This window comes from Methylorubrum populi (genome assembly GCF_002355515.1).
GTDB lineage: Bacteria > Pseudomonadota > Alphaproteobacteria > Rhizobiales > Beijerinckiaceae > Methylobacterium > Methylobacterium populi_A.
Genome location: NZ_AP014809.1, coordinates 1,841,662 through 1,863,662, shown reverse-complemented (window position 1 = coordinate 1,863,662; position 22,001 = coordinate 1,841,662). Strand labels below are relative to the sequence as shown.

Here is a 22,001-nt window from a genome sequence, read left to right as displayed (position 1 = left end):
TCGCCCTCCCGGGTGTCGGCGGCGGCCTGCCGGGCTTTCAGCAGGCGCCGCGAAGGTTTCTGGGTTCAGCGAAGGATGGAGCTACTCGGCCGCCGCGGCCCGGGCGTGGGGACCGCGGTCGCGGGCGAGGCGGTTGCCGAGCACCGCGATGCAGGAGACGAAGCCCGACTGGATGCGGGCGACGTCACCGGAGAGCTTGTTGTAGGCCATCACCGCCGGGATCGCGACGACGAGGCCGATGGCGGTGGCGAACAGCGCCTCGGCGATGCCGGGGGCCACCACCGCGAGGCTGGTGTCCTGGCTCTTCGCGATCGAGGAGAACGAGTTCATGATGCCCCAGACCGTGCCGAACAGGCCGACGAAGGGGGCGGTGGAGCCCGAGGTCGCCAGGAGCGATAGGCCGGCCTGGAGACGCTTCACCTCGACGCCGAGCGCGCCCTTCATCGCCCGCTCGATGCGCTCGCGGCGCTCGGCCCGGCTCTCGCTGGAATCCTGGTCGCGCCACGCGTCGAGGCCCGCCTTGACCACGTGGCCGGCAATGCCCTTCTGCCCCGTATCGATGGTGCCCTCGGAGCGGACCATCGCCTCGAAGGCCTTGGCCTGCCGTTTGGCGGCCGAGAGGCGCACGAGCTTCTCGAACACGACGGTCCAGCAGGCGAGCGAGGCCACCACGAGCAGGATCATCACGCTCTTGACGATCGGGTCGGCCTGAAGAAACAGGCCGATGAACGACATGTCGTGGGCTGTAGCGACCGCCTCGGCGGGCACGGACGTCGGATCCATGTGTGACTCCTCGTGGCTCCTGTGATCGTCCGCCGCACCGGCCGGGCCGGCGGGACGGACGTGGCCGGCTTCAGCGATCGAAGGCGGCCGATGTCTTGCTGGTGGGCTCGATCCGCTCCAGGCAGGTCTCGCGGGTGGCGTCGCCGCCCTCGCAGGCGAGCACGTCGTTGAGCAGCAGGCGGCCGACCTTCGGGCAGGCGAGGCCGGCAAAGTCGAAGAGCCGGACCACGGTCTTCTTCTCCTGAACCGGGCCCAGCTCCACGGCGAGGCGCTTCTGGGCGACGCCCTCGGTATCGAAGGCGAACAGGTCGACCTTGAGCGACTTCAGCGCGGGGCCGCGGCTGTTGTCGACGAGCATGTAGGTGCGGCAGGCCTCGCCTGCGGGCTCGAGCCGGTTCAGTTCGATCTTCAGGGGCGGGGCATCCGACTTGACCGCCGGACTGGCCGCCGATCGGGCCTCCGGTGCCGCGTCCTGCGCCATCGCGGCCGGGATCGCGGAAGGGAAGGCGGCCGTCAGGGCCGCAACGAGGGCGAGGCCTGCCAAGAGGCGCCCCCCGATTCCACCGCATTCCGGCATTTCACGCCCCATTCCCCAGCCTCCCTGAATCACGACGATCTCATCTCCTTCACTCTCGCACCGGTCCGGACCTCCGGCGCGGATCGCTGCCCGAAGACCCGAACGGGGGCTCACGGACGGCGCTATCCCGCGACAATGTCTGCCGTCGGAACTTCCGCGGCGCCGATAAGCGCCGTCCGCGGGCACCGGGTCACCGCGAGGCGGTGTCCGGCCGCGTAGCGATATGCGGATACAGCAAAGGTGACGCCCGGTGCTCCCCACAGCACCGTGTACGTTTCCGGTACGTTTGTGGGCGTGCCTATCCGACAAGCAGGGTGTTGATCAAGGTTTGCAAAGAATTTCAGAGCAATTCCAAACTATTGGAGAAAGCGGCTCCGGTCGGACGTCGTTTCCTATCAGTCCCGTGGCAGATTGCCGATTTGTCCCGCCCCCTCTGCGCCGGCGGTGGGTCGGACGCGCCACCGCGCTCTTGATCGGCGCTGTTGCGCTTTCCATATCCCGTCTCAAGAGCGCTGCCGCGAGGCGGGCTCGAAACCGCAAGGTGCCGCCAAGGGATCGATGCCGATTGATCCCCAGGGCCTTGCCGGAGGTTTGAGTGACGATGACGCGGCCGTCCCCGTTCGGGTATCCGTTCCTGCTCGGCTTCGACGAGATCGAGCAGGCACTCGATCGTGTCTCCAAGGCCGCGAGCGACGGTTACCCGCCCTACAACATCGAACGCATCACCCGCAGCGAGCGCGAGCCGGAACGCTTGCGCATTACGCTGGCGGTGGCCGGGTTTACGCAGGACCAGCTCGACGTTTCCCTCGAGGAGAATCAACTGGTCGTGCGCGGCCGGCAGGTCGACGACAAGGCACGCCAATTCCTGCATCGCGGCATCGCCGCGCGGCAGTTCCAGCGGGCCTTCCTCCTTGCCGACGGCATGGAGGTGCTGGGGGCGGAATTGTCGAACGGCCTGCTGTCGATCGATCTCGCGCGCCCGGAGCCGGAGCGCATCGTGCGCAAGATCGCGATCGCCGCCAAGGACCCGTGATGCCAAGGACCCATGATCAGGACTCTTGAACGGGTCCCAGCGGCCGTCGGGCGGGCGCTGCGTGCCCATCGCCGCGTCGATGCATCGCAGGCCGCGCCCGGCCGTCACCCGAACCTCGCCCCCAACCGGATTTGTCGCCGCCGATCCGCGGGACCATATCCGACTCAACGCTCTGCCTCGGAAGGAGGGCCTTCATGACCGACGTCACCACGACCGACCTGACTATCGACACGACCGCCACGCCCGCCATCGACCCGGCGGAGTTCGCAGCGCTCGGTGAAGGACATATCGCCTATGTCCGGCCGATCCGCTCGGACGAGGTGCGCAGCCTGTTCCCGCAGGCGCCCGAGATGGGCCCCGGCCTCGACCTGTTCGCCCTGCTCTCGGCGAGCGGCGCGCCGATCCTGCTCACCGATTCCCGCGAGGTCGCCGTGGCGAACGCCATGGCCCACCAGCTCTACCCGGTGAGCCTGCACTGAGCCTGCTCGGCACCTGCACTTGAGACGCGTCCCCGCCGCAGGGCGGGGAGGCGCTTCAGGCCATCGCCGCGACCGTGCGCACGAGGAGGTCGATATCCTCGGGCCGCGACAGGCGGTGGTCGCCGTCCTTGATCAGCGTCAGCCTCGCGCCCTGCGCCGGCAGGCGATCCAGAATGCGCAGGGCGTGGGCGTAGGGCACGTCCGGATCGGCCATGCCCTGAAGGATGTGGACCGGACAGCCGGGCTCCAGCGGCGCATCGAGCAGCAGGTGGCGCCGCCCGTCCTCGATCAACGCCATGCGGATCGGGTCGGGCTCGGGGGCGTAGGGCGTCGCGCGATACCACACGCCGTCGCGCTCCAGGGTCCGCCGGACCTCCGGCGGGAAGGCCTCCCACATCAGCGCCTCGGTGAAATCGAGGGCGGGCGCGATCAGCACCATCCCGCCGACCCGTGCCCCGCGCCGCGCCCGCTCGCGGGCAACGAGGCAGGCGATCCAGCCGCCCATGGAGGAGCCGACGAGGATCGGCGCTTCGTCCGCGTAGCGGTCGATGACGGCGCAAGCATCCGCGAGCCAGTCGGAGATCGTGCCGTCCTCGAAGCGCCCCTGCGACTCGCCGTGCCCGGAATAGTCGAACCGCACCATCCGCCGGCCGCTCTGCGCCGCCCAGTCATCGAGGGCGGCGGCCTTCGTGGCCCGCATGTCGGAGCGAAAGCCGCCGAGCCAGACCACGGGCGGTCCCTCGCCCTCCCGCACCCGCACCGCCAGCCGGCGCGGGGAGGGTCCTCCGACATCGAGCGTCGCGGCGGGCCCTTCGCCCTGTGAGGTTTCCGGAAAGGGTTGGGTCACGGGTGCGGAAAATCCTGTGATTCCGAAACAAGTCGACGACGCTTCGTTTACCGAACCGTAAAGCCGCGGGACGATCCTTATCCCATGACCCAGTTTCAAGCGACCGTCCCGCCTCGGGTGACGCGATGAACGGAGGCAGCCTGTCGGGCGGCCCGGTGCAACTCTCCGAGACCTCGCCGCTGGCGGGCGTCACGGTGCTGCAGATCATCCCGGCCCTGGAGGCGGGGGGTGCCGAGCGCACCACCGTCGATGTGGCGGCGGCGCTGGCCGAGGCCGGTGCGCGGCCGCTGGTGGCGACGGAGGGCGGCCGGCTCGTCGGCGAATTGCAGGCCAAGGGCGGGATCTGGGTGCCGTTCCCGGCCAACACCAAGAACCCCTTCGCCATGGCGCTCAACGTCGAGCGCCTCGCCCGGCTCTGCCGCCGGGAGGGCGTGCAGATCCTGCACGCCCGTTCCCGCGCTCCGGCCTGGGTCGCGCTCGGCGCGGCGCGCCGGCTGAAGCTGCCCTTCGTGACGACCTATCACGGCAGCTATTCGGGCCGGACCAGCGTCAAGGTGCTCTACAATTCGGTGATGGCGCGGGGCGACGTCGTGATCGCCAACTCGCACTACACCGCCGACCTGATCCGCCGGACCCATCCCGACCAGGCCGGCGGCCGGATCACGGTGATCCACCGCGGGACGGATCTGGCGGCGTTCACGCCCTCTGCGGTCTCGGCCGCCCGGGTCGAGAGCCTGCGCCGGGCCTGGAACGTGGCGCCGCACGAGCGGGTCGTGCTGCTCGCCGCCCGGCTCACCGCCTGGAAGGGCCAGCGCGTCCTGATCGAGGCCGCCGCCCGCCTGCGCGACCTCGGCGTGACGGATATCGCCGTGGTGCTCGCGGGCGATCCGCAGGGGCGCAGCGCCTACGAGCGCGAACTCGACGCGCTGGTCGAGGCGCGCAACCTGACGGGCATCGTGCGCCGGGTGGGGCACTGCGCCGACATGCCGGCGGCCTTCCGCGCGGCCTCGGTCGTCGCCGTGCCCTCGGTGGAGCCGGAGGCGTTCGGGCGCTCGGCGGTGGAGGCGCAGGCGCTCGGCATTCCGGTCGTCGTCTCCGATCTCGGCGCCGTGCCGGAGACGGTGCTGGCGCCCCCCGATGTCGAGCCCGGCCAGCGCACCGGCTGGCGGGTGCCGCCGGGCGACGCGGCGGCGCTCGCCGAGGCGGTGAAGGAGGCGTTGTCGCTGGGCGCCAGCGCCCGCGACGCCCTGGCGCGGCGGGCGCAGGCCCATGTCGAGGCGAATTTTTCCCTCGACCGCATGATCGAGAGCACCCTGAGCGTCTACGCGGATCTTCTGAACCGGGCGAAAACGTGACAGGGGTGAACCGAAATCAGTCCCACGAGTTGACTCGGCAAGAAGATTTGCCAAGTTAGTGCCGTCCGGCCGAGCCGGATCAATCGGTGGCCGGGGCTCGCCAGACGCGGTGGCTCTCAGGCTGCCGTTTTGTCGTTGATACAGGAGAACTGAGCCATTCGCAGACCAATGAGAGCCATGCCGGCCCCGCAGAAGGACGGGCCGCGCGCAAACCGGGACATCCGCGGCGTCCGCGACGTCCAGCTCATCGACCAGGACGGACAGAACCGGGGTGTCGTGCCCTTCTTCGACGCGCTGGCCATGGCTGAAGAGGTTGGCCTCGACCTCGTCGAGATCGCGCCGAACTCGGTCCCTCCCGTCTGCAAGTTCCTCGATTACGGGCGCTTCCGCTTCAACGAACAGAAGAAGCAGAACGAGGCCCGCAAGAGGCAGAAGACGGTCGAGGTGAAGGAGATCAAGCTCCGCCCCGGCATCGACAAGCACGATTACGACGTGAAGATGAAGGCCGTGCAGCGGTTCTTCGAGGAAGGCGACAAGGTCAAGGTCACCCTCCGCTTCCGCGGCCGCGAGATCGCGCACCAGGATATCGGGCTGCGCCTCCTGGAGCGCGTGAAGCAGGAGACCCAGGAGATCGCCAAGGTCGAGAGCGAACCGATGCTCGAAGGCCGCCAGATGATCATGATCCTGGCGCCGCGCTAAACACGTTCCGACATTTCCGCGGTCCCGCGGAAAAAGGCTCGTCTGCGAATGCGCTGCTCCCTCGCGGGGGCGGCGCATTTTTCGTTTGCGACGGGAAATCCCTGTCGGCAGCCCTGGAGGAGGGGCCGGCCGGCAGGGATCGAAAACTCTACTTCAGCATCGAGATCTGCACGTCGCCGGTGCGCCGTGTCACCGCGACCGTCACGTCGCTTCCGTGGCGGTGCAGGCGGATGTCGACCCGCGAGGGGCCGAGCTTGAGGTTGAACAGCTCCACCGCTTCGAGGAAGCGCGGCAGGATCGGGTTGCGGAAGCGGATCCGGTTGCGGGCATGGTCGATCTCGAGCCCGAGGCAGGCCGCCAGGAAGGCGAAGGGGGCCGCCGCCGCCCAGGCCTGCGGCGAGCAGGCCACGGGGTAGCTCACGGGACCGCGCTGGCGCCGCCGCATGAAGCCGCAGAACAGCTCCGGCAGCCGCTTCTGGTCGTAGTACAGGCTCGTCTCGAACATCCCCTGGAACACCTGCGCCGCCTCCTCCTTGAGGCCGTAGCGGGCGAGCCCGAGGGCGCAGATCGCGTTGTCGTGCGGCCAGATCGAGCCGTTGTGGTAGGACATCGGGTTGTAGCGCGCCTCGCCCTTGGCGATGGTGCGGATGCCCCAGCCGTTGAAGCCGTCGTTGGACAGGAGCTGCGCCGCGACCCGCGGGGCCCGCTCCGGCAAGGCGATGTCGGTGAACAGGGCGTGGCCGGTATTGGAGGAGCGCACGGCGCATTGCCGCTTGGCGCCGTCGAGGGCGAGCGCGTAGGTGCCGATGGCCTCGCACCAGAACGCCCGGTCGAAGTTTTCGCGAAGGGTGTTGGCCTGGCCGGTCAGGCGGACCGAGAGGTCGTCCTCGCCGAGGAGGCTCGCGAGCCGGGCGGCGCCGCGCTTGGCGGCGTAGACGTAGCCCTGAACCTCGCACAGGGCGATCGGCCCCTTGGCCATGGCGCCGTCGGCGTGGAAGATCGAGTCGTGGCTGTCCTTCCAGCCCTGGTTGGCCAGACCCTGCTCGGTCTCGCGGGCATATTCGACGAACCCGTCGCCGTCGCGGTCGCCGTAGGTGTCGATCCAGTCGAGCGCCAGCTTGAGCTGCGGCCAGATCGCGCGGATCGTATCGAGATCGCCGGTGACCTCGTAATACTGCGACGCCAGCATCACGAAGAGCGGCGTGCCGTCGATGGTGCCGTAATAGTGGCGGAAGGGCACCTCGCCGAGCATCGCCATCTCGCCGCGGCGGGTCTCGTGGAGCACCTTGCCGGGCTGGGCGTCGGCGGCCGGGTCGACCTCCTTGGCCTGGGTCGCGGCGAGGAAGCGCAGCACGCCCTTGCCGAAATTCGGATCGATCCAGAGCGCCATCATCGCGGTGATGATGCCGTCGCGGCCGAACACCGTGGAGTACCAGGGGATGCCGGCGAAGGGGTAGATGCCCTCCTGCGTCCGGGTCGCCAGCATGTAGAGGTCGGCGGTGGCCCGGCAGAGCCCCTCGTTGAACTGGTCGTTCGAGGAGATGATCGTGGTGATGCCCGCCGTGATCTGGCGCTGGTCGCGGCGGTTGTCGCGGTAGGCGCGGGCGAAGATGCGGCCCTCGCTCAGGTGCCGGTCCGGCTGCTCGGCGAGGCTGCCGGCGGCGCGCGACAGGGCGAGCGCGGCGGCCTCGCCCGCCCGCTCGGGCCCCGGCGCGCTGGTATAGGCGCGGTGCGACTGGCACACGACGCGGATGAACAGCGAGGTGTTGGCCCCGGGCTCGAGCTCGACCACGAACTCGGCCTTGCCCGGCTCCAGCGTCCGCGGCGTCGGCCCGAAATGCACCGAGGTGGTGCGCACGATCTCGTCGAGGCCGGCGTAGCGGAACTGCACCTCGGTCTCGCTGCGGCGCTCTACCGTGCGCCTGCCGCGGTTCGTCCGGTCGGAGCCGCGGACCTCGAACAGGTCACGGTAATCGGCGTCGAAGGTGACGCCGATGCGCAGGCGGCGGCGGCGGGTGTCGTAGTTGCGCAGGCCGATACGGTCGTAGCAGGCGCCCTTGAACAGGAACTTGGTGCGCTCGATGGCGATCAGCTCGCGGGGAATCGCCGTCTCGTCGCCCGCATCGAGCCGGATGTCGGGGGTGGTGAGATCGACGCTGAGCGCCCCATTATCGTCCTGAATGGACGAGGACAGCATCATCGGCCGCTCGTCCTCGATCGTCAGCGCGAGGCGCGAGAGGTAGCGGGTGTCCTGGAAGTAGAGGCCCTCCGGCCCGGGATACCAGCCGATGTCGCCGTAGCTGTCGAGGACGGCGAAGGCCTCGCCGTATTTGAGGGCGCGCAAGGGGCGCTCCACCAGGGACGCCTGCGCCTCGATATGGTATTGCGGCAGGTTCTCGTCGGCGTCGAGCAGGCCGAGTTTCGAGGCCGTCCGCTCCTCGGACGTGTCGGCGTGGAGATGGGCTGCGTCGTCCTGTGCCGCCATGCGAAGCGCCTTTTTGCCGTTGATCCGATGCGGGCGAGGTCACCCTCGCAAATCGAAGGCCGCCGGCTGCCCCGAGGCAACCGGCGGCCCTGTCGGACCCGTTCAGTTAGGCGCTCTCCCCGCCCCGGCGAGGGGCCGGGAAAGAGTTTCCGTTAACCCTCTCAGGCCGGCATCGCGGCGACGTGGATCGGGCCGTGGGCCGAACCGTTCAGCTCACCGTACTGGGGCGAGAAGGCGCCGGCGGCAGGCATCTTGATCACGTTTCCCTGGCCGGCCAGGAGCTGCTCGTAGGCCGAGACATACTTGCGGACCATGACCTCGGCGGTGAAGCGGCCCTCGAAATGGGCGCGGACGCCGGCGCGCGGCAGATCCTTGACCCGGCGGCAGGCCTCGACCGCCTCATCCATCGAGTTGACGATGAAGCCCGAGACGCCGTCCTTGATGACTTCCGGCACCGAGCCGTTGCCGAAGGCGATCACCGGCGTCCCCGCCGACATCGCCTCGATCATCACGAGGCCGAAGGGCTCCGGCCAATCGATCGGGAAGGCGAGCGCCAGGGCGTTGCCGAGGAAGTCCTTCTTCTGCTCCTCGTTGATCTCGCCGATATACTCCACCAGCGGGTGGTGGATCATCGGCTCGATCGTCTCGTCCCAGTACTCCTGGTCCGCCTTGTCGACCTTGGCGGCGATCTTCAGCGGGATGCCGGAGCGGATCGCCATCTCGATCGCGCGGTCGGGGCGCTTCTCGGGCGAGATGCGGCCGAGGAAGGCGAGGTAGCCGCCCTTGGCATCCGGATAGTACGGGCAGTTCTCCTTCGGCAGGCCGTGATGGATCGTGGCCAGCCAGTTGGAGCTTTCCGGCATCGGCTCGCGCTGGTTGTCCGAGATCGAGACCAGCGGCATGCCCGTGAACGTGTTGTAGACCGGCATGAAGTCCGGCACGTCCAGGCGACCGTGCATGGTCGTCAGGCACTTGTGGTACAGGTCCTCGAACATCGGGTACTGCAGAAGATCGATGTGGAAGTGGATCACATCGAACTCGTGCGCCCGGCGATGCACGTGGTGCAGCATGGCGAGGTGGCCCGCGGTGTGATCGCGGTAGCCGAGAAGGCGCAGGCCCTCCGGATGGCAGGCGGCGAGCTTCGCCGAAGTCTGGGAATCACCGCTCGCGAACAGGGTCACGTCGTGACCCTGGCGGACGAGTTCTTCCGTAATCCACGAAACGACACGCTCGGTGCCGCCATAGAACTTCGGCGGCACGGCTTCCGCGAGCGGGGCAACCTGGGCAATGCGCACGAAGACGTCTCCTGTGACAGGAAATAGGAATGTTGGAGAGACTAATGGGGGACGCGGCCTGAGCGGGACATGAACGAAACAGACAGCCAAGGTTTATGGTTCCGCCGCGGGACTGGGGCGAGCGGCAATCTTTGCAACCCCACCGAATGCCGGCTTTCCACAGGGGCGAATCCATAGAGCTGCCGGGGGGACGAGGGTTCACCGGACACCGCCGGCCCCATGCAAGAACCTGTCCGCGGACCGGTCGCGCGGATCGGTTGATTGAAACCGCGAAAAGTTTCTGCCATAAGCCGCCCGCGTTGAACCGCCCGGCCGATCAGGGCTGCCGTGGCGGTTCCCGTTGCTCCAGCAGCATTCAAGCGCGAAGTGCCGGCCGCCGGTCGGATCGCTGTCGCGTTTCAGGAGAGCCAAATGCCCAAGCTGAAGACGAAGTCGGGCGCCAAGAAGCGCTTCAAGGTTACCGGCACCGGCAAGGTGGTCTACGCCCAGGCCGGCAAGCGCCACGGGATGATCAAGCGGACCAACAAGCAGATCCGCAACCTGCGCGGCACCACGACCCTGTTCGAGGGCGATGCCGCCAACGTGAAGAAGTACTTCCTGCCGAACCAGCGGTAAGTCCTTCCACCCCTCGCGATCTGTTTTTGTCTTAAAGTTCCAGGAGATCTCCCATGGCCCGCGTCAAGCGCGGCGTGACCAGTCACGCGAAGCACAAGAAGGTTCTGAAGGCCGCCAAGGGCTATTACGGCCGGCGCAAGAATACGATCCGCATCGCCAAGCAGGCGGTGGAGAAGGGTCTGCAGTACGCCTACCGCGACCGCAAGAACAAGAAGCGCACCTTCCGCGCCCTCTGGATCCAGCGGCTCAACGCGGCGGTGCGCGAGCACGGCCTGACCTATTCCCGCTTCATCAATGCCCTCGCCAAGTCGGGCATCGAGGTGGACCGCAAGGCCCTCTCCGAGCTCGCCATCCACGAGCCGGCCGCCTTCGCGGCGGTGGTCGAGAAGGCGAAGTCGGCCCTGCCGAAGGCCGCCTGATCGCTCCGCCACCCGGCGGACCGACGTTTTGACAAGGCGCGGCGCGGCAAGCGCCGCGCCTTCTTGTTTTCCGGGTGCTTGCGCGCTGCGCGGCGACGCGCAAAAGCAGCCCCGAAGCAGTACTCCGGCGACCTTCAAGGACAGCGGTGATGGATCTCGACGCTCTCGAACGCGATCTTCTCGGACAGGTCGAGCGGGCCGGGGACGAGACGGGGCTCGAGGCCCTGCGCGTGTCGGCGCTGGGCAAGAAGGGCAGCGTCTCGGAGCTGCTCAAGACGCTCGGCACGATGACGCCCGAGGAGCGCAAGGAGCGCGGCCCCCTCATCAACGGCCTGCGCGACCGGGTGCAGGGCGCCATCGCCGAGAAGCGCGAGGCGCTGGCCCAGGCCGCCCTCGATGCGCGGCTCGCCGCCGAGCGGATCGACGTGACGCTCCCCTTGCGCGAGGCGCCGGAGATCCGCGGCCGCATCCACCCGATCAGCCAAGTGATCGAGGAGATCACCGCGATCTTCGCCGATCTCGGCTTCTCGGTGGCGGAAGGGCCCGACATCGAGACCGACGAGCTGAACTTCACCGCGCTCAACTTCCCCGAAGGCCATCCGGCGCGGGAGATGCACGACACCTTCTTCCTCGCCCCCGACCATCTCGGGCGGAGGAAGCTCCTGCGCACCCACACCTCGCCGGTTCAGGTCCGCACCATGCGGGCCAAGCAGCCGCCGATCCGCGTGATCATGCCCGGCCGCACCTACCGGCACGATTCCGACCAGACCCACACCCCGATGTTCCATCAGGTCGAGGGCCTCGTCATCGACCGCTCGGCCAACATCGCCAATCTCAAATGGGTGCTGGAATCGTTCTGCCGCGCCTTCTTCGAGGTCGAGGCGGTGACCATGCGCTTCCGCCCCTCGTTCTTCCCCTTCACCGAGCCCTCGGCCGAGGTCGATATCCAGTGCTCGCGAAAGGGCGGCGAGCTGCGCTTCGGCGAGGGCACCGACTGGCTGGAGATCCTCGGCTGCGGCATGGTCCATCCGAACGTGCTGCGCAGCGGCGGGCTCGATCCGGATCAGGTCCAGGGCTTCGCCTTCGGCATGGGCATCGACCGCCTCGCCATGCTGAAATACGGCATGCCGGACCTTCGCCCCTTCTTCGAGGCCGACGTGCGCTGGCTGGAGCATTACGGCTTCCGGCCGATCGACGTGCCGAGCCTCGTCGGCGGGCTGACCGCCTGAGCCCTGCCGCCCCGACCTTCGATCCCGGCCCGGCCCGCTCCGGCGGCCGCGAGGATGTTCTGAGATGAAATTCACCCTCTCCTGGCTCAAGGACCACCTCGACACCGAGGCCTCGCTCGACGCGATCAGCGAGACGCTGACGCGGATCGGCCTCGAGGTCGAAGGCGTCGAGGACAAGGCCGCCGCGCTCCGTCCCTACGTCATCGCCCGGGTGATCTCGGCCGAGCAGCACCCCAATGCCGACCGCCTTCGGGTCTGCCAGGTCGATGCCGGCGACGGCCAGCCGCTCCAGGTTGTGTGCGGCGCGCCGAACGCGCGCACCGGTATGCTCTCGGTCTTCGCGCCCCCCGGCACCTACGTGCCGGGCAAGGACATCACCCTCTCGGTCGGCACGATCCGGGGCGTCGAGAGCCGCGGCATGCTCTGCTCCGGGGCGGAGCTGGGCCTCAGCGAGAACCATGACGGCATCCTCGACCTGCCTGCCGACGCGCCGGTCGGCACGCCCTACGCCGTCTGGGCCGGGCTCGACGACCCGGTGATCGAGATCAACCTGACGCCGAACCGCTCGGACTGCGCCTCGATCCACGGCATCGCCCGCGATCTCGCCGCCACCGGCATCGGCACTCTCAAGCGCGAGCCGATGCCGCCGGTGCGTGGCGAAGGCGCCTGCCCGACCTCCGTCACGCTGCAGTTCGACGCGCATGACCGCGGCCTCTGCCCGCTCTTCGCCCTCCGCCTCGTGCGTGGCGTCAAGAACGGTCCCTCGCCCGAATGGATGCAGAAGCGCCTGCGGGCGATCGGCCTGCGCCCGATCAACGCGCTGGTCGACATCACCAACTACATGACCTTCGACCGCGGCCGGCCACTGCACGTGTTCGACGCGAAGAAGGTCGCGGGCGGACTCACCGTGCGCCGGGCCGAGGAGGGCGAGAGCCTCGTGGCGCTCGACGGCAAGACCTACCGGCTCGATTCGGACACGGTGGTCATCGCCGACGCCAACGGTGTCGAGTCGATCGGCGGCATCATGGGCGGCGAGGCCTCGGGCTGCGACGAGACCACCACCGACGTGCTGATCGAATCGGCGCTCTGGGATCCGCGCAACATCGCCCGCACCGGCCGGCGCCTCGGCATCATCACCGATGCCCGCTACCGCTTCGAGCGCGGCGTCGATCCGGCCTTCGCCCTGCCGGGGCTCGACCTCGCCACGCGCCTCATGGTCGATCTCTGCGGCGGCTCGCCGAGCCAGGCCACCATCGCCGGCGAGGTGCCGGAACTCTCCCACGTCATCGACTTCCCCTGGACCGAGGTGCGGCGCCTCGCCGGCATCGAGCTGTCGCGGGCCGAGATGAAGGTGACGCTGGAATCCCTCGGCTTCCACATCTCCGGCTCGGGTGATCGCGTAAAAGTGCTGCCGCCGTCCTGGCGACCGGACGTGGAGGGCAAGGCCGACCTCGTCGAGGAGATCGTGCGCATCGCCGGCCTCGACCGGATCGAGCCGAAGCCGCTGCCGCGGATCGAGACCGTCGCGGTCGAGCCGATGCTGACCGTGCTGCAGCGGCGCGGGCGCCTCGCCAAGCGGGCGCTGGCGGGCCGCGGCATGCTGGAGGCGGTGACCTACTCCTTCATCCCGCACGAGGATGCGCGGCTGTTCGGCGGCGGCAAGCCGGATCTGGCGCTTGCCAACCCCATCGCCGCCGACCTCTCCGACATGCGCCCGAGCCTCGTGCCCGGCCTGCTGCGGGCGGCGCAGCGCAACGCCGACCGCGGCTTCCCCGACACCGCGCTGTTCGAGGTCGGCCAGTGCTTCGCCAGCGACGAGCCGGAGGGCCAGTCCCTGCGCGCCACCGGCCTGCGCCGCGGCACGGCGCGGCATGCCGGCGCCGGACGCCACTGGAGCGGCGCGGCGGAGACCGTCGATGCGTTCGAGGCCAAGGCCGACGCGCTGGCGCTGCTCGCGGCCCTCGGCGTGCCGACCGGCGGGCTCCAGATCGTGGCCGGCGGCCCCGACTGGCTGCATCCCGGCCGCTCGGGCACGCTGCAGTTCGGGCCGAAGAACGTGGTCGGGCATTTCGGCGAGCTGCATCCGCGGCTGCTGAAGGCGATGGACCTCAAGGGTACGCTGGTGGCCTTCGAGATCACCCTCGACGCCCTGCCGCTGCCGCGCCACCGGCCGACCAAGGCGAAGCCGGCGCTCGCGCTCTCCGACCTCCAGGCGATCTCCCGCGACTTCGCCTTCGTCGTCCCCCGCGACGTGCCCGCCGCCGACATCCTGAAGGCGGCCCAGGGCGCCGAGCGCAAGATGATCACCGGCATCGAGGTGTTCGACCTCTACGAGGGCGCCGGCATTCCGGAGGGCTCGAAGTCGGTCGCGGTCGCGGTGCGGCTGCAGCCCTCCGAGCGCACGCTCACCGATGCCGAAATCGAGGCGGTGAGCGCCAAGATCGTCGCCGAGGTGGGCAAGAAGACCGGGGCAACGCTCCGTTCGTGATCGCGGGAGGCAGGGCCATGGACGCGGATCTCGTCGCCGTTCTGAGGGAAGAGAATCATCTTCCGGCCGAGGCGCTGAGGCGCGCCGCCCGGGATCCCGAGGCGGTCGCCGAGCCGGTGCTCGCGCTTCTCGAGCGGGCGGCGGAGGATGCCGATGCGGTCGAGGACGAGGAGACCAACCTGCTGTTCTGGGGTCTGCACGCCCTGGCGGCGGCCCGCGACACCCGCATCTTCCCGCTCCTGATGCGCCTGATGCGCCAGGACGGCGAGGCGGTCGACGGCCTTCTCGGCGACGCGGCGACCGAGACCCTGCCGGCGGTGATCGCCTCGACCTTCGACGGCGACACCGCTTCGCTCGCCCGGCTGATCCTCGACAGCACCGCCGACGACTTCCTGCGCAATTCGGCCTTCAATGCGCTGGGGATCCTGACGCGCCAGGGGCGAATTCCGCTCGCCGAGGCAGAGGCGCTGCTGGTGCGCTTCGACGAGGCCCGCGCGGCGGTGGAGGAGGCGCCGGCCTGGATGGGCTGGGAGGAGGCGATCGCCTATCTCGGGCTGACCGGCCTCGCCCCGCGGGTGGAGGCGGCCCGGCGGGACGGGCGCATCACCGACGAGTTCAGCGACCTGCCGTGGTTCCGCAAGGCGCTCAGGCAGGCCAGCGCCGTGCCGCCGGATCTCGGCGCCTTCGACGCCCACCGCTACAGCTATCTCGACGACCCGGTGACCGCGCTGGCCTGGACCGCGGAATCCTACGGCCAGCCGATCACGAACCCGTTCAAGGATGTCGGCCGCAACGATCCCTGCCCCTGCGGCTCGGGCAAGAAGTACAAGAAGTGCTGCCTCAACGCAGCCGAGGCGGGAGCCCCGCCGGCACGGCTTCCGGGTCTGTCCTGACCCTGGCGCCGTTCAGCGGATTCTCCGGATCCCAGGCATAGGCCAGGGTCTCGAAGCGCATCGAGCGGGCATCGACCATCAGCAGGCGCCCGACCAGGGGCTCGCCGAAATCGGCCAGCGCCCGGATCACCTCCATCGCCATCAGCGAGCCCATGACGCCGGCCAGCGCCCCGAGCACCCCGGCCTCGGCGCAGGGGGCGACGCTGCCCGGCGGCGGCGGGCTCGGGAACAGGCAGCGATAGGTCGGGTTCGGCTCGCCCGTCGGGCCGGTCTCGTGGGCACGGATCGTCGTGAGCGAGCCGTCGAAGGCCCCGAGCGCGGCCGTCACCAGCGGCTTCTTCGCGTGGAAGCAGGCGTCCGAGACGGCGTAGCGGGTGGAGAAATTGTCGGAGCCGTCGGCGACGAGGTCGTAGCCCGCGAGGAGGGCCGGCGCGTTCTCCGGATTCAGCCGGAGGGCATGGGTCTCGACCCGCACATGCGGGTTGAGCCGACCGACGGCGTCCGCGGCGCTCTCGACCTTCGGCCGGCCGACATCCGGCGTGCCGTGGATGACCTGCCGCTGCAGGTTCGACAGCGAGACCGTGTCGTCGTCGACGATGCCGATCGTGCCGATGCCGGCGGCGGCGAGATACTGGATCAGCGGCGCTCCGAGCCCGCCCGCGCCGATGACAAGCACGCGCCCGGCCTTCAGCCGGGCCTGTCCCGGGCCGCCCACCTCGCGCAGGACGAGGTGGCGGGCGTAGCGTTCGATTTCTTCCGACGAGAGGGCCATGCCGGCCATGTAAGCGCCTCCGGCGGGCAGCGGAAGCGGTGACGGGTGTTGCTGCGCCGATGACGGGTGCGTGCTACGGCTCGCCCCTTCGACAATTGCGGCTGTTTCCAACCCTGCCCCTCATCCTGAGGGGCTGCGGAGCAGCCTCGAAGGATCCTCCAGAAGCCGCGCGGGCGCTGGAAGATCCTTCGAGGCCCGCTGACGCGGGCACCTCAGGATGAGGGTCAGGGTTGGGAGGAGCCGTCCTTTCCAGAGCCATCTTCCCCGGAGCTGTGGGACCACCCTTGTCCGATCATTCCCCCCTCGCCCTCGCCCAGGCCCTGATCCGCTGCCCCTCCGTCACCCCGGAGGAGGGCGGCGCCCTCGCATTTCTGGCGGATCGGCTGGCGCAGGCGGGCTTCTCCGTCGAGCGCCCGGTCTTTTCGGACGTCGGCACGCCGGACATCCAGAACCTCTATGCGCGGATCGGCACCGGTCATCCGGTCCTCGTCTTTGCCGGCCATACCGACGTGGTGCCGCCCGGCGAGGAAGCCGCCTGGACGCAGGGGCCGTTCTCCGGCGCGGTCGCCGACGGCTTCCTCTACGGCCGCGGCGCGGTGGACATGAAGGGCGGCATCGCCTGCATGCTCGCGGCGACGCTGGACTTCCTCGAAAGGCGTGGCCCGGATTTCGGCGGCTCGATCGCCTTCCTGATCACCGGCGACGAGGAGGGGCCGGCGGTCAACGGCACGGTCAAGCTGCTTCAATGGGCCAAGGATCGAGGCGAGCGCTTCGACCATTGCCTGCTCGGCGAGCCGACCAACCCCGACACGCTCGGCGAGATGATCAAGATCGGCCGGCGCGGCTCGCTCACGGGGCGCATCACCGTGCACGGGCGCCAGGGCCACGTCGCCTATCCGCACCGGGCCGAGAACCCGATCCCCGGCCTGCTGCGCCTCGCCTCCGCGCTGATCGCCGAACCGCTCGACGGCGGCACCGCGCATTTCGACGCCTCGAACCTCGAATTCACGACGATCGATGTCGGCAACCCCGCCACCAACGTGATCCCGGCCTCGGCCAAGGCCGTCTTCAACGTGCGCTTCAATGACGACTGGACCGCCGAGACGCTCGGCGCTGAAATTCAGAAGCGCCTGGCGGCGGCGGCCGGCAACGCCGTGCGCTTCAGCCTCGACCTCCAGCCCTCGAACTCGCCCGCCTTCCTGACGCAGCCCGACGCCTTCGTCGATCTCGTGGCGGAAGCGATTCAAGCCGAGACCGGGCGCCTCCCGGCGCTCTCCACCACGGGGGGCACCTCGGATGCCCGCTTCATCAAGGATGCCTGCCCGGTGATCGAGTTCGGCCTCGTCGGGCGGACCATGCACGAGACCGACGAGCGGGTGGCGGTGGCGGATCTCGACCGGCTCACCGCGATCTACGGGCGGGTGCTGGAGCGTTATTTCTCATCGTAATCGACGCCGACGAAGGTCAGCCCGCAGGCCGGCGCAAGCGGCCCGCAGCGGTGCTTGGCCCGTGTCGCCAGGATCTCCGCCACGTCATCGGCGGAGAGGCGCCCGCAGCCGGCGAGCATCAGCGTGCCGGCCATGGCCCGCACCTGATGGTGCAGGAAGGAGCGGGCCGAGGTCGCGATCACGATTTCTTCGAAGAGGCCCATCCGCTGGCGCGTCACGTCGAGCTGTTCCAGCGTCCGCACGGGACTGTTGGCCTGGCACTCGGCGGCGCGGAAGGCGGAAAAGTCGTGGCGGCCCAGCAGGCGCTGCGCGGCGGCGTGCATCAGATCGGCGTCGAGCGGCCAGGGCACGTGCCAGACATGGGCGCGGGTCAGCGCGGCGGGGCTGCGCCGGTTGAGGATGCGGTAGCGGTAGTGCCGCCGGATCGCCGAGTGCCGGGCGTCGAACTCCTGCCCGACGATCTCGGCCGAGAGGATCGAGACCGGTTGCGGGCGCAAATGCGCGTTCAGCGCGTCGCGCACGGTGTCGGTGCGCCAGTCCTTGGCGAGATCGAGATGGGCGACCTGATGGATCGCGTGCACGCCCGCATCCGTCCGGCCGGCGCAGGTCAGCCGCGCCGCCTCGCCGGAGAAGCGGGTGACGGCGGTCTCGATGGCCGCCTGCACGGTCGGGTCGTCGGCCTGCCGCTGCCAGCCGCAGAACGGTCCGCCGTCATACTCGATGACGAGCTTGTAGCGGGGCATCAGGATTCGGGGCCAGCAACCCTCACCCCTCGGCGGGGGAGGGTGCCTGCGGAGCAGGCGGGAGAGGGGGCGACGCTTCCGGAAAGGTCGCTCCCCTCACCCGACCCGGTTCGCGGGCCACCCTCTCCCGCAGAGGGGAGAGGGGGATACCGGAAGCCGGTCACGTGAACGAAGCCCCTGCCGCCAGCCGCGCCCCGCGCAGGAAATCTTCGCCCGAGGCAACCCCGCCCTTGCCGGCCCGGCGCAGTTCGAGCAGCCGCACCGCGCCGGTGCCGCAGGCCACGGTGCAGGCGGCGTCGAGCAGCGTGCCCGGCGCGCCGGAGCCGTCATGGGCAAGCGCCCGCAGCACCTTCACCCGCTCCGGTCCCTTGCCGAGATCGGCCTCGAAATAGGCGCCTGGAAACGGCGACAGCCCGTTGATGTGGCGCGCGACCGCCTCGGCCGGGCGCGACCAGTCGATCCGCGCCTCTTCGTTGGTGATCTTGTGGGCGTAGACCACGCCTTCCGCGGCCTGCGGCGTGAAGGTCAGGCCCTCCCGCTCCAGCGCACGGATCGCCCGCCCCATCAGGTCGGCCCCGAGCGGCATCAGCCTGTCGTGCAGCTCGCCCGCGGTCATCCCTTCGGGGATCGCGAGACGCGCCTCCATCGCCACCGGGCCGGTATCGAGCCCGGCCTCCATCCGCATCACGCCGACCCCGCTCTCGGCGTCGCCCGCCATCACCGCCCGCTGAATCGGCGCGGCGCCGCGCCAGCGCGGCAGCAGCGAGCCGTGCAGGTTGAGGCAGCCGAAGCGCGGCGTGTCGAGGATCCTTTGCGGGAGCAGCATGCCGTAGGCGACGACGACCGCGACGTCAGCCCCGTGCCCGGCGAAGGTCTCGGCCGCCTCCGGCGTCTTCAGGGTGGAGGGCGTCAGCACGGGGATGCCCAATGCCTCGGCGCGGGCATGAACCGGCGAGGGTTTCAGTGCCATGCCGCGGCCGGCCTTGGACGGGGCGCGGGTGTAGACGGCGGCGAGGCTGTGGCCGTCGGCGTGCAGACGGTCCAGGGTGGGCACCGCGAAATCCGGCGTGCCCATGAAGACGATGCGCATCGGACCTTCGTCAGGCGGCGTCGCGCTTGGCGGCCTTGGTGAACTTCTTCATCACCCGGTCGCGCTTGAGCTTCGACAGGTGGTCGATGAACAGCACGCCGTTGAGGTGGTCGATCTCGTGCTGGAGGCAGGTGGCGAGCAGGCCGTCGGCCTCCTGCTCCACCGTCTCGCCGTCGAGGGTCATGTAGCGCACCCGGACGCGGTCCGGCCGCTCGACCTCGCCGTAGAATTCAGGGATCGACAGGCAGCCCTCGTCGTAGACCCGCTTCTCTTCCGAAGACCAGACGATCTCCGGGTTGAGGTAGACGGTCGGGTTCTTCGCGTTCTCGTCCTTCGAGGTGTCGATGGTGACGACGCGCTTGGCCACCCCGATCTGGATCGCGGCGAGGCCGACGCCGGGGGCGTCGTACATGGTCTCGATCATGTCGCGGGCGAGCGTGCGGATCTCATCGGTGACCGTGCTCACCGGCTCGGAGATGAGGCGCAGCTGCGCATCGGGCAGGATGACGAGGGGGCGGACGGTCATGGCTTCCGGGCCGGAATGGGCGAGGGGGATACGAACGCGCGAAAACACGTTCCCTCATCCGGAGATAGGCGGCGGCGCGGGGGCGGTCAAATGCCCGGGCGGGGTGGCCCGCGGTCACAGACTCAGGCGCTTGAACACCGGTTCTGGGATCGCGCCGATCACCGTCATGACGAGGCGCCAGACCTTGCGCACGTAGACGACGTCGCCCCCGCTCCCTTCCGCAGCGGCGTAGACGGCCCGCCCGACCTCGGACGGCTCGGCGGTCAGGAGCGGGGGCAGGCGCATGCCGCGGGTCATCCGGGTGCGCACGAAGCCGGGCTTCACCGTCACCACCCGGACCCCGCGCTTAGTCAAACGGTTGCGCAGGCCGGAGAGGAAGGCGGTGAAGCCGGCCTTGCCGGCGCCGTAGACGTAGTTCGAGCCGCGCCCGCGGTCGCCCGCCACCGAACTGATGCCGACGATCGCGCCGCTGCCCCGGGCGGCGAAGCGCTCGGCGATGAGGCCGAGCAGCAGGGACGGCCCCAGGAAATTCGTCCGCATCACCCCCTCGGCATGGGCGAGGTCGCCCTCGGCCCGGCCCTGATCGCCGAGTTCGCCGACCGCGCAGACCACGGTGTCGGGCAGCGCCGGGAGCCCGTCGAGCCATCCGGCGAAGTCGTCCGTCGCCAGGATGTCGAGGCGCAGCAGCGCGACCTCCGCCCGGTAGCGGGCGGCGAGGTCGTCGACGTTGCGCTGCGCCCGCTCCGGGTCGCGCGCCGCCAGCAGGATGCGCCAGCCGGCCTCGGCGTAGCGCGCGGCCACGGCGTGGCCGATCTCGGAGGTGGCCCCGACGAGGAGCAGGGTTCCGGCCATCACATTCCCAGGCGCACGGAGAGGCGGGAGGCGAGCACTCCTTCGGCGCCGAGCTGCCGGCGGAGATCTCGGAAGGTGGGGAGGGCCGGGTAGCCCGCCTCGAAGGTCTCGCGGCTCTGCCGGGCATCCTTGGCGAGGTAGAGCCGTCCACCTGCGGCGACGACGCTCCGGTCGAGTTCGTCGAGCAGGGCGAAGGTCGCGGCGTTCGCCGGCAGGTCAAGGGCCAGGGTGTAGCCGTCGATCGGGAAGGACAGCCCGCCGCCGCCGGGACCGAGCCGCTTGAGCACCGCCAGCGGCGAGGCGGTGCCGAGCCGGGCGACCCGGTCGAGCATCCCGGACAGCACGGCTTCGACACCGCGCCGGGGCACGACGCACTGGTGCTGCACGAATCCGCGCGCCCCGTAGAGGCGGTTCCACGCCGCCAGCCCGTCGAGGGGGAAGAAGTAGCTGTGCCACGGCACGAGGCCCGAGGCGCCGGCCGCCGCCCCGCGCCGGAAGTACAGCGCGTTGAAGGCCGTGACCGAGGCGCGGTTCAGGGTCCAGGCCGGCAATCCCGGCGGCACCGTGAGCCGACCGTGGGCCGGGATCGGAAACGGATCGCGTCCGGCGGCGAGGCAGGCCTGCCGGCCGGCATGCTCGCCGCGATAGACGAGGCCGCGTCCGAGGGAGGCCCCGCGGGCGAGGCAGTCGATCCAGGCGACCGAGTAGGTCGCCGCGTCGTCCTCCTCCAGCGCCCGCAGCATCGCCGAAAGGTCGGCGGCGACGCGGGTCTGCTGGCAGATCCAGCCGCTCTCCACCGGCCGCAGGCGGAAGGTCGCGTCGAGGATCGTGCCGGTCAGCCCCATCCCGCCGAGCGTGAGGGCGAAGAGATCGGGGTTCTGGTCGCGCGAGCAGGGGCGCGGGACGCCGTCGGGCGTCAGCAGGGTCAGGGCCTCGACATGGGCGCCGAAGCCGCCCTCGCGGTGGTGGTTCTTGCCGTGGACGTCGGAGGCGATCATCCCGCCCAGCGTCACGAACTGCGTGCCGGGCACGACCGGCGGGAAGAAGCCCCGCGGCAGGAAGGTGCGGACGATGTCGGCCAGCGTCACCCCGGCCTCGGCCCGCAGCCGCCCGGTGGCGGGATCGAAGCCGCGCAGCCGGTCGAGGGCACCCGTCAGGACGGTGGTGCGCTGACCCACGGCCGCGTCGCCGTAGGCGCGCCCGGCGCCGCGGGCGATCACGCCGCGCCGGCCGCGCAGGAGTATAGGCAGGGTCCCGGGCGCGTCGGCCGCCAGGATCTCGCTGGCCGCGCGGGGATAGCGGCCCCAGCCGGAGAGCGTGCGCAGGCGTTGCGCCTCCGGGCCGGCTTCGGCGAGGGCAGGGGTCGCGAGCAT

General features: G+C 70.0%; 21 protein-coding genes. 10 read left to right on the top strand and 11 right to left on the bottom strand.

Translation table 11 applies throughout. From position 1 onward, the window contains the following. Positions 1-81 precede the first annotated feature (81 nt). Both MPPM_RS08565 and MPPM_RS08560 read right to left on the bottom strand, forming a co-directional pair. Complete coding sequence (locus MPPM_RS08565; protein ID WP_096484686.1) at positions 82-783, bottom strand: MotA/TolQ/ExbB proton channel family protein; 702 nt, start codon at positions 781-783, stop codon at positions 82-84. 70 nt (positions 784-853) lie between these two features. Further along, entirely contained in the window at positions 854-1,372 is a 519-nt protein-coding gene (locus tag MPPM_RS08560) for a Tat pathway signal protein (RefSeq protein WP_096484685.1), read from the bottom strand. Positions 1,373-1,961: 589 nt separating this feature from the next. Between MPPM_RS08560 and MPPM_RS08555 the strand changes: the two genes are divergently transcribed. Further along, a complete protein-coding gene (locus MPPM_RS08555; protein ID WP_096484684.1) occupies positions 1,962-2,393 on the top strand; it encodes an Hsp20 family protein in 432 nt (143 codons plus the stop codon). Between the two features lie 194 nt (positions 2,394-2,587). Continuing rightward, complete coding sequence (locus MPPM_RS08550) at positions 2,588-2,872, top strand: BQ00720 family protein (protein WP_017485085.1); 285 nt, start codon at positions 2,588-2,590, stop codon at positions 2,870-2,872. A 55-nt stretch (positions 2,873-2,927) separates the two neighbouring features. Here the strand turns inward: MPPM_RS08550 and MPPM_RS08545 are convergent, their stop codons facing one another. After that, complete coding sequence (locus MPPM_RS08545; protein WP_096484683.1) at positions 2,928-3,719, bottom strand: alpha/beta hydrolase; 792 nt, start codon at positions 3,717-3,719, stop codon at positions 2,928-2,930. Positions 3,720-3,844: 125 nt separating this feature from the next. On the opposite strand from MPPM_RS08545, the gene MPPM_RS08540 reads away from it, so the two are divergent. Beyond that, positions 3,845-5,074: a glycosyltransferase family 4 protein gene (locus MPPM_RS08540; RefSeq protein ID WP_096484682.1), complete on the top strand. Its 1,230-nt coding sequence runs from the start codon at positions 3,845-3,847 to the stop codon at positions 5,072-5,074. A gap of 177 nt (positions 5,075-5,251) precedes the next feature. After that, complete coding sequence (infC, locus tag MPPM_RS08535) at positions 5,252-5,773, top strand: translation initiation factor IF-3 (RefSeq protein ID WP_231346348.1); 522 nt, start codon at positions 5,252-5,254, stop codon at positions 5,771-5,773. A 148-nt stretch (positions 5,774-5,921) separates the two neighbouring features. Here the strand turns inward: infC and MPPM_RS08530 are convergent, their stop codons facing one another. Continuing rightward, on the bottom strand, positions 5,922-8,258 hold the full coding sequence (locus MPPM_RS08530) for an amylo-alpha-1,6-glucosidase (RefSeq protein WP_096484680.1): 2,337 nt from the start codon (positions 8,256-8,258) through the stop codon (positions 5,922-5,924). 161 nt (positions 8,259-8,419) lie between these two features. Next, positions 8,420-9,553 carry a glycosyltransferase family 4 protein gene (locus tag MPPM_RS08525; protein WP_096484679.1) on the bottom strand — a complete coding sequence of 378 codons (1,134 nt, stop codon included), beginning with the start codon at positions 9,551-9,553 and terminating at the stop codon, positions 8,420-8,422. 411 nt (positions 9,554-9,964) lie between these two features. Between MPPM_RS08525 and rpmI the strand changes: the two genes are divergently transcribed. The 5 genes from rpmI (at position 9,965) to MPPM_RS08500 (ending at position 15,197) form a co-directional block, all read left to right on the top strand. Beyond that, positions 9,965-10,168, top strand: coding sequence for a 50S ribosomal protein L35 (gene rpmI, locus MPPM_RS08520; protein ID WP_009863555.1), 204 nt, complete (start codon positions 9,965-9,967; stop codon positions 10,166-10,168). Between the two features lie 53 nt (positions 10,169-10,221). Then, positions 10,222-10,587 (top strand): 50S ribosomal protein L20, encoded by a 366-nt coding sequence (gene rplT / locus MPPM_RS08515; RefSeq protein WP_012453520.1) that lies wholly within the window; start codon positions 10,222-10,224, stop codon positions 10,585-10,587. A 146-nt stretch (positions 10,588-10,733) separates the two neighbouring features. Further along, complete coding sequence (gene pheS, locus MPPM_RS08510) at positions 10,734-11,816, top strand: phenylalanine--tRNA ligase subunit alpha (protein WP_096484678.1); 1,083 nt, start codon at positions 10,734-10,736, stop codon at positions 11,814-11,816. 64 nt (positions 11,817-11,880) lie between these two features. Then, positions 11,881-14,304, top strand: coding sequence for a phenylalanine--tRNA ligase subunit beta (pheT, locus tag MPPM_RS08505; RefSeq protein WP_096484677.1), 2,424 nt, complete (start codon positions 11,881-11,883; stop codon positions 14,302-14,304). A 17-nt stretch (positions 14,305-14,321) separates the two neighbouring features. Then, complete coding sequence (locus MPPM_RS08500) at positions 14,322-15,197, top strand: DUF1186 domain-containing protein (RefSeq protein WP_096484676.1); 876 nt, start codon at positions 14,322-14,324, stop codon at positions 15,195-15,197. Here the strand turns inward: MPPM_RS08500 and MPPM_RS08495 are convergent. Then, entirely contained in the window at positions 15,145-15,969 is an 825-nt protein-coding gene (locus MPPM_RS08495; protein ID WP_157914310.1) for a HesA/MoeB/ThiF family protein, read from the bottom strand. The two genes, MPPM_RS08500 and MPPM_RS08495, sit on opposite strands and share 53 nt — an antisense overlap. Positions 15,970-16,253: 284 nt before the next feature. On the opposite strand from MPPM_RS08495, the gene dapE reads away from it, so the two are divergent. After that, positions 16,254-17,417, top strand: a complete 1,164-nt coding sequence (dapE, locus tag MPPM_RS08490) for a succinyl-diaminopimelate desuccinylase (protein WP_173807895.1) — start codon at positions 16,254-16,256, stop codon at positions 17,415-17,417. Here dapE and truA read toward each other — a convergent pair. The 5 genes from truA to MPPM_RS08465 all read right to left on the bottom strand — a co-directional run bounded on the left by truA (position 17,402) and on the right by MPPM_RS08465 (position 22,001). Continuing rightward, positions 17,402-18,160 carry a tRNA pseudouridine(38-40) synthase TruA gene (gene truA, locus MPPM_RS08485; RefSeq protein WP_096484673.1) on the bottom strand — a complete coding sequence of 253 codons (759 nt, stop codon included), beginning with the start codon at positions 18,158-18,160 and terminating at the stop codon, positions 17,402-17,404. The genes dapE and truA overlap by 16 nt on opposite strands. 160 nt (positions 18,161-18,320) lie before the next feature. Further along, positions 18,321-19,250, bottom strand: a complete 930-nt coding sequence (gene fmt / locus MPPM_RS08480) for a methionyl-tRNA formyltransferase (RefSeq protein WP_096484672.1) — start codon at positions 19,248-19,250, stop codon at positions 18,321-18,323. Between the two features lie 10 nt (positions 19,251-19,260). Continuing rightward, the gene (locus tag MPPM_RS08475) at positions 19,261-19,776 is read right to left on the bottom strand and encodes a peptide deformylase (RefSeq protein ID WP_096484671.1); all 516 of its coding nucleotides are present in this window, start codon (positions 19,774-19,776) and stop codon (positions 19,261-19,263) included. Between the two features lie 114 nt (positions 19,777-19,890). Next, a complete protein-coding gene (locus tag MPPM_RS08470; RefSeq protein WP_096484670.1) occupies positions 19,891-20,628 on the bottom strand; it encodes an SDR family oxidoreductase in 738 nt (245 codons plus the stop codon). After that, positions 20,628-22,001: an FAD-binding oxidoreductase gene (locus MPPM_RS08465; RefSeq protein WP_096484669.1), complete on the bottom strand. Its 1,374-nt coding sequence runs from the start codon at positions 21,999-22,001 to the stop codon at positions 20,628-20,630. Before MPPM_RS08465 ends, MPPM_RS08470 begins: the two co-directional genes overlap by 1 nt.

Excerpts from the sequence above, each read along its gene's own strand:
- MPPM_RS08540 (WP_096484682.1), top strand. The coding sequence starts at position 3,845 with ATGAACGGAGGCAGCCTGTCGGGCGGCCCGGTGCAACTCTCCGAGACC.
- MPPM_RS08470 (WP_096484670.1), bottom strand. The coding sequence starts at position 20,628 with ATGGCCGGAACCCTGCTCCTCGTCGGGGCCACCTCCGAGATCGGCCAC.
- pheT (WP_096484677.1), top strand. The coding sequence starts at position 11,881 with ATGAAATTCACCCTCTCCTGGCTCAAGGACCACCTCGACACCGAGGCC.
- truA (WP_096484673.1), bottom strand. The coding sequence starts at position 18,160 with ATGCCCCGCTACAAGCTCGTCATCGAGTATGACGGCGGACCGTTCTGC.
- MPPM_RS08555 (WP_096484684.1), top strand. The coding sequence starts at position 1,962 with ATGACGCGGCCGTCCCCGTTCGGGTATCCGTTCCTGCTCGGCTTCGAC.
- infC (WP_231346348.1), top strand. The coding sequence starts at position 5,252 with ATGCCGGCCCCGCAGAAGGACGGGCCGCGCGCAAACCGGGACATCCGC.
- MPPM_RS08475 (WP_096484671.1), bottom strand. The coding sequence starts at position 19,776 with ATGACCGTCCGCCCCCTCGTCATCCTGCCCGATGCGCAGCTGCGCCTC.
- rplT (WP_012453520.1), top strand. The coding sequence starts at position 10,222 with ATGGCCCGCGTCAAGCGCGGCGTGACCAGTCACGCGAAGCACAAGAAG.
- fmt (WP_096484672.1), bottom strand. The coding sequence starts at position 19,250 with ATGCGCATCGTCTTCATGGGCACGCCGGATTTCGCGGTGCCCACCCTG.
- MPPM_RS08550 (WP_017485085.1), top strand. The coding sequence starts at position 2,588 with ATGACCGACGTCACCACGACCGACCTGACTATCGACACGACCGCCACG.
- MPPM_RS08495 (WP_157914310.1), bottom strand. The coding sequence starts at position 15,969 with ATGGCCCTCTCGTCGGAAGAAATCGAACGCTACGCCCGCCACCTCGTC.
- MPPM_RS08530 (WP_096484680.1), bottom strand. The coding sequence starts at position 8,258 with ATGGCGGCACAGGACGACGCAGCCCATCTCCACGCCGACACGTCCGAG.
- rpmI (WP_009863555.1), top strand. The coding sequence starts at position 9,965 with ATGCCCAAGCTGAAGACGAAGTCGGGCGCCAAGAAGCGCTTCAAGGTT.
- MPPM_RS08565 (WP_096484686.1), bottom strand. The coding sequence starts at position 783 with ATGGATCCGACGTCCGTGCCCGCCGAGGCGGTCGCTACAGCCCACGAC.
- MPPM_RS08465 (WP_096484669.1), bottom strand. The coding sequence starts at position 22,001 with ATGCTCGCGACCCCTGCCCTCGCCGAAGCCGGCCCGGAGGCGCAACGC.
- MPPM_RS08560 (WP_096484685.1), bottom strand. The coding sequence starts at position 1,372 with ATGGGGCGTGAAATGCCGGAATGCGGTGGAATCGGGGGGCGCCTCTTG.
- MPPM_RS08500 (WP_096484676.1), top strand. The coding sequence starts at position 14,322 with ATGGACGCGGATCTCGTCGCCGTTCTGAGGGAAGAGAATCATCTTCCG.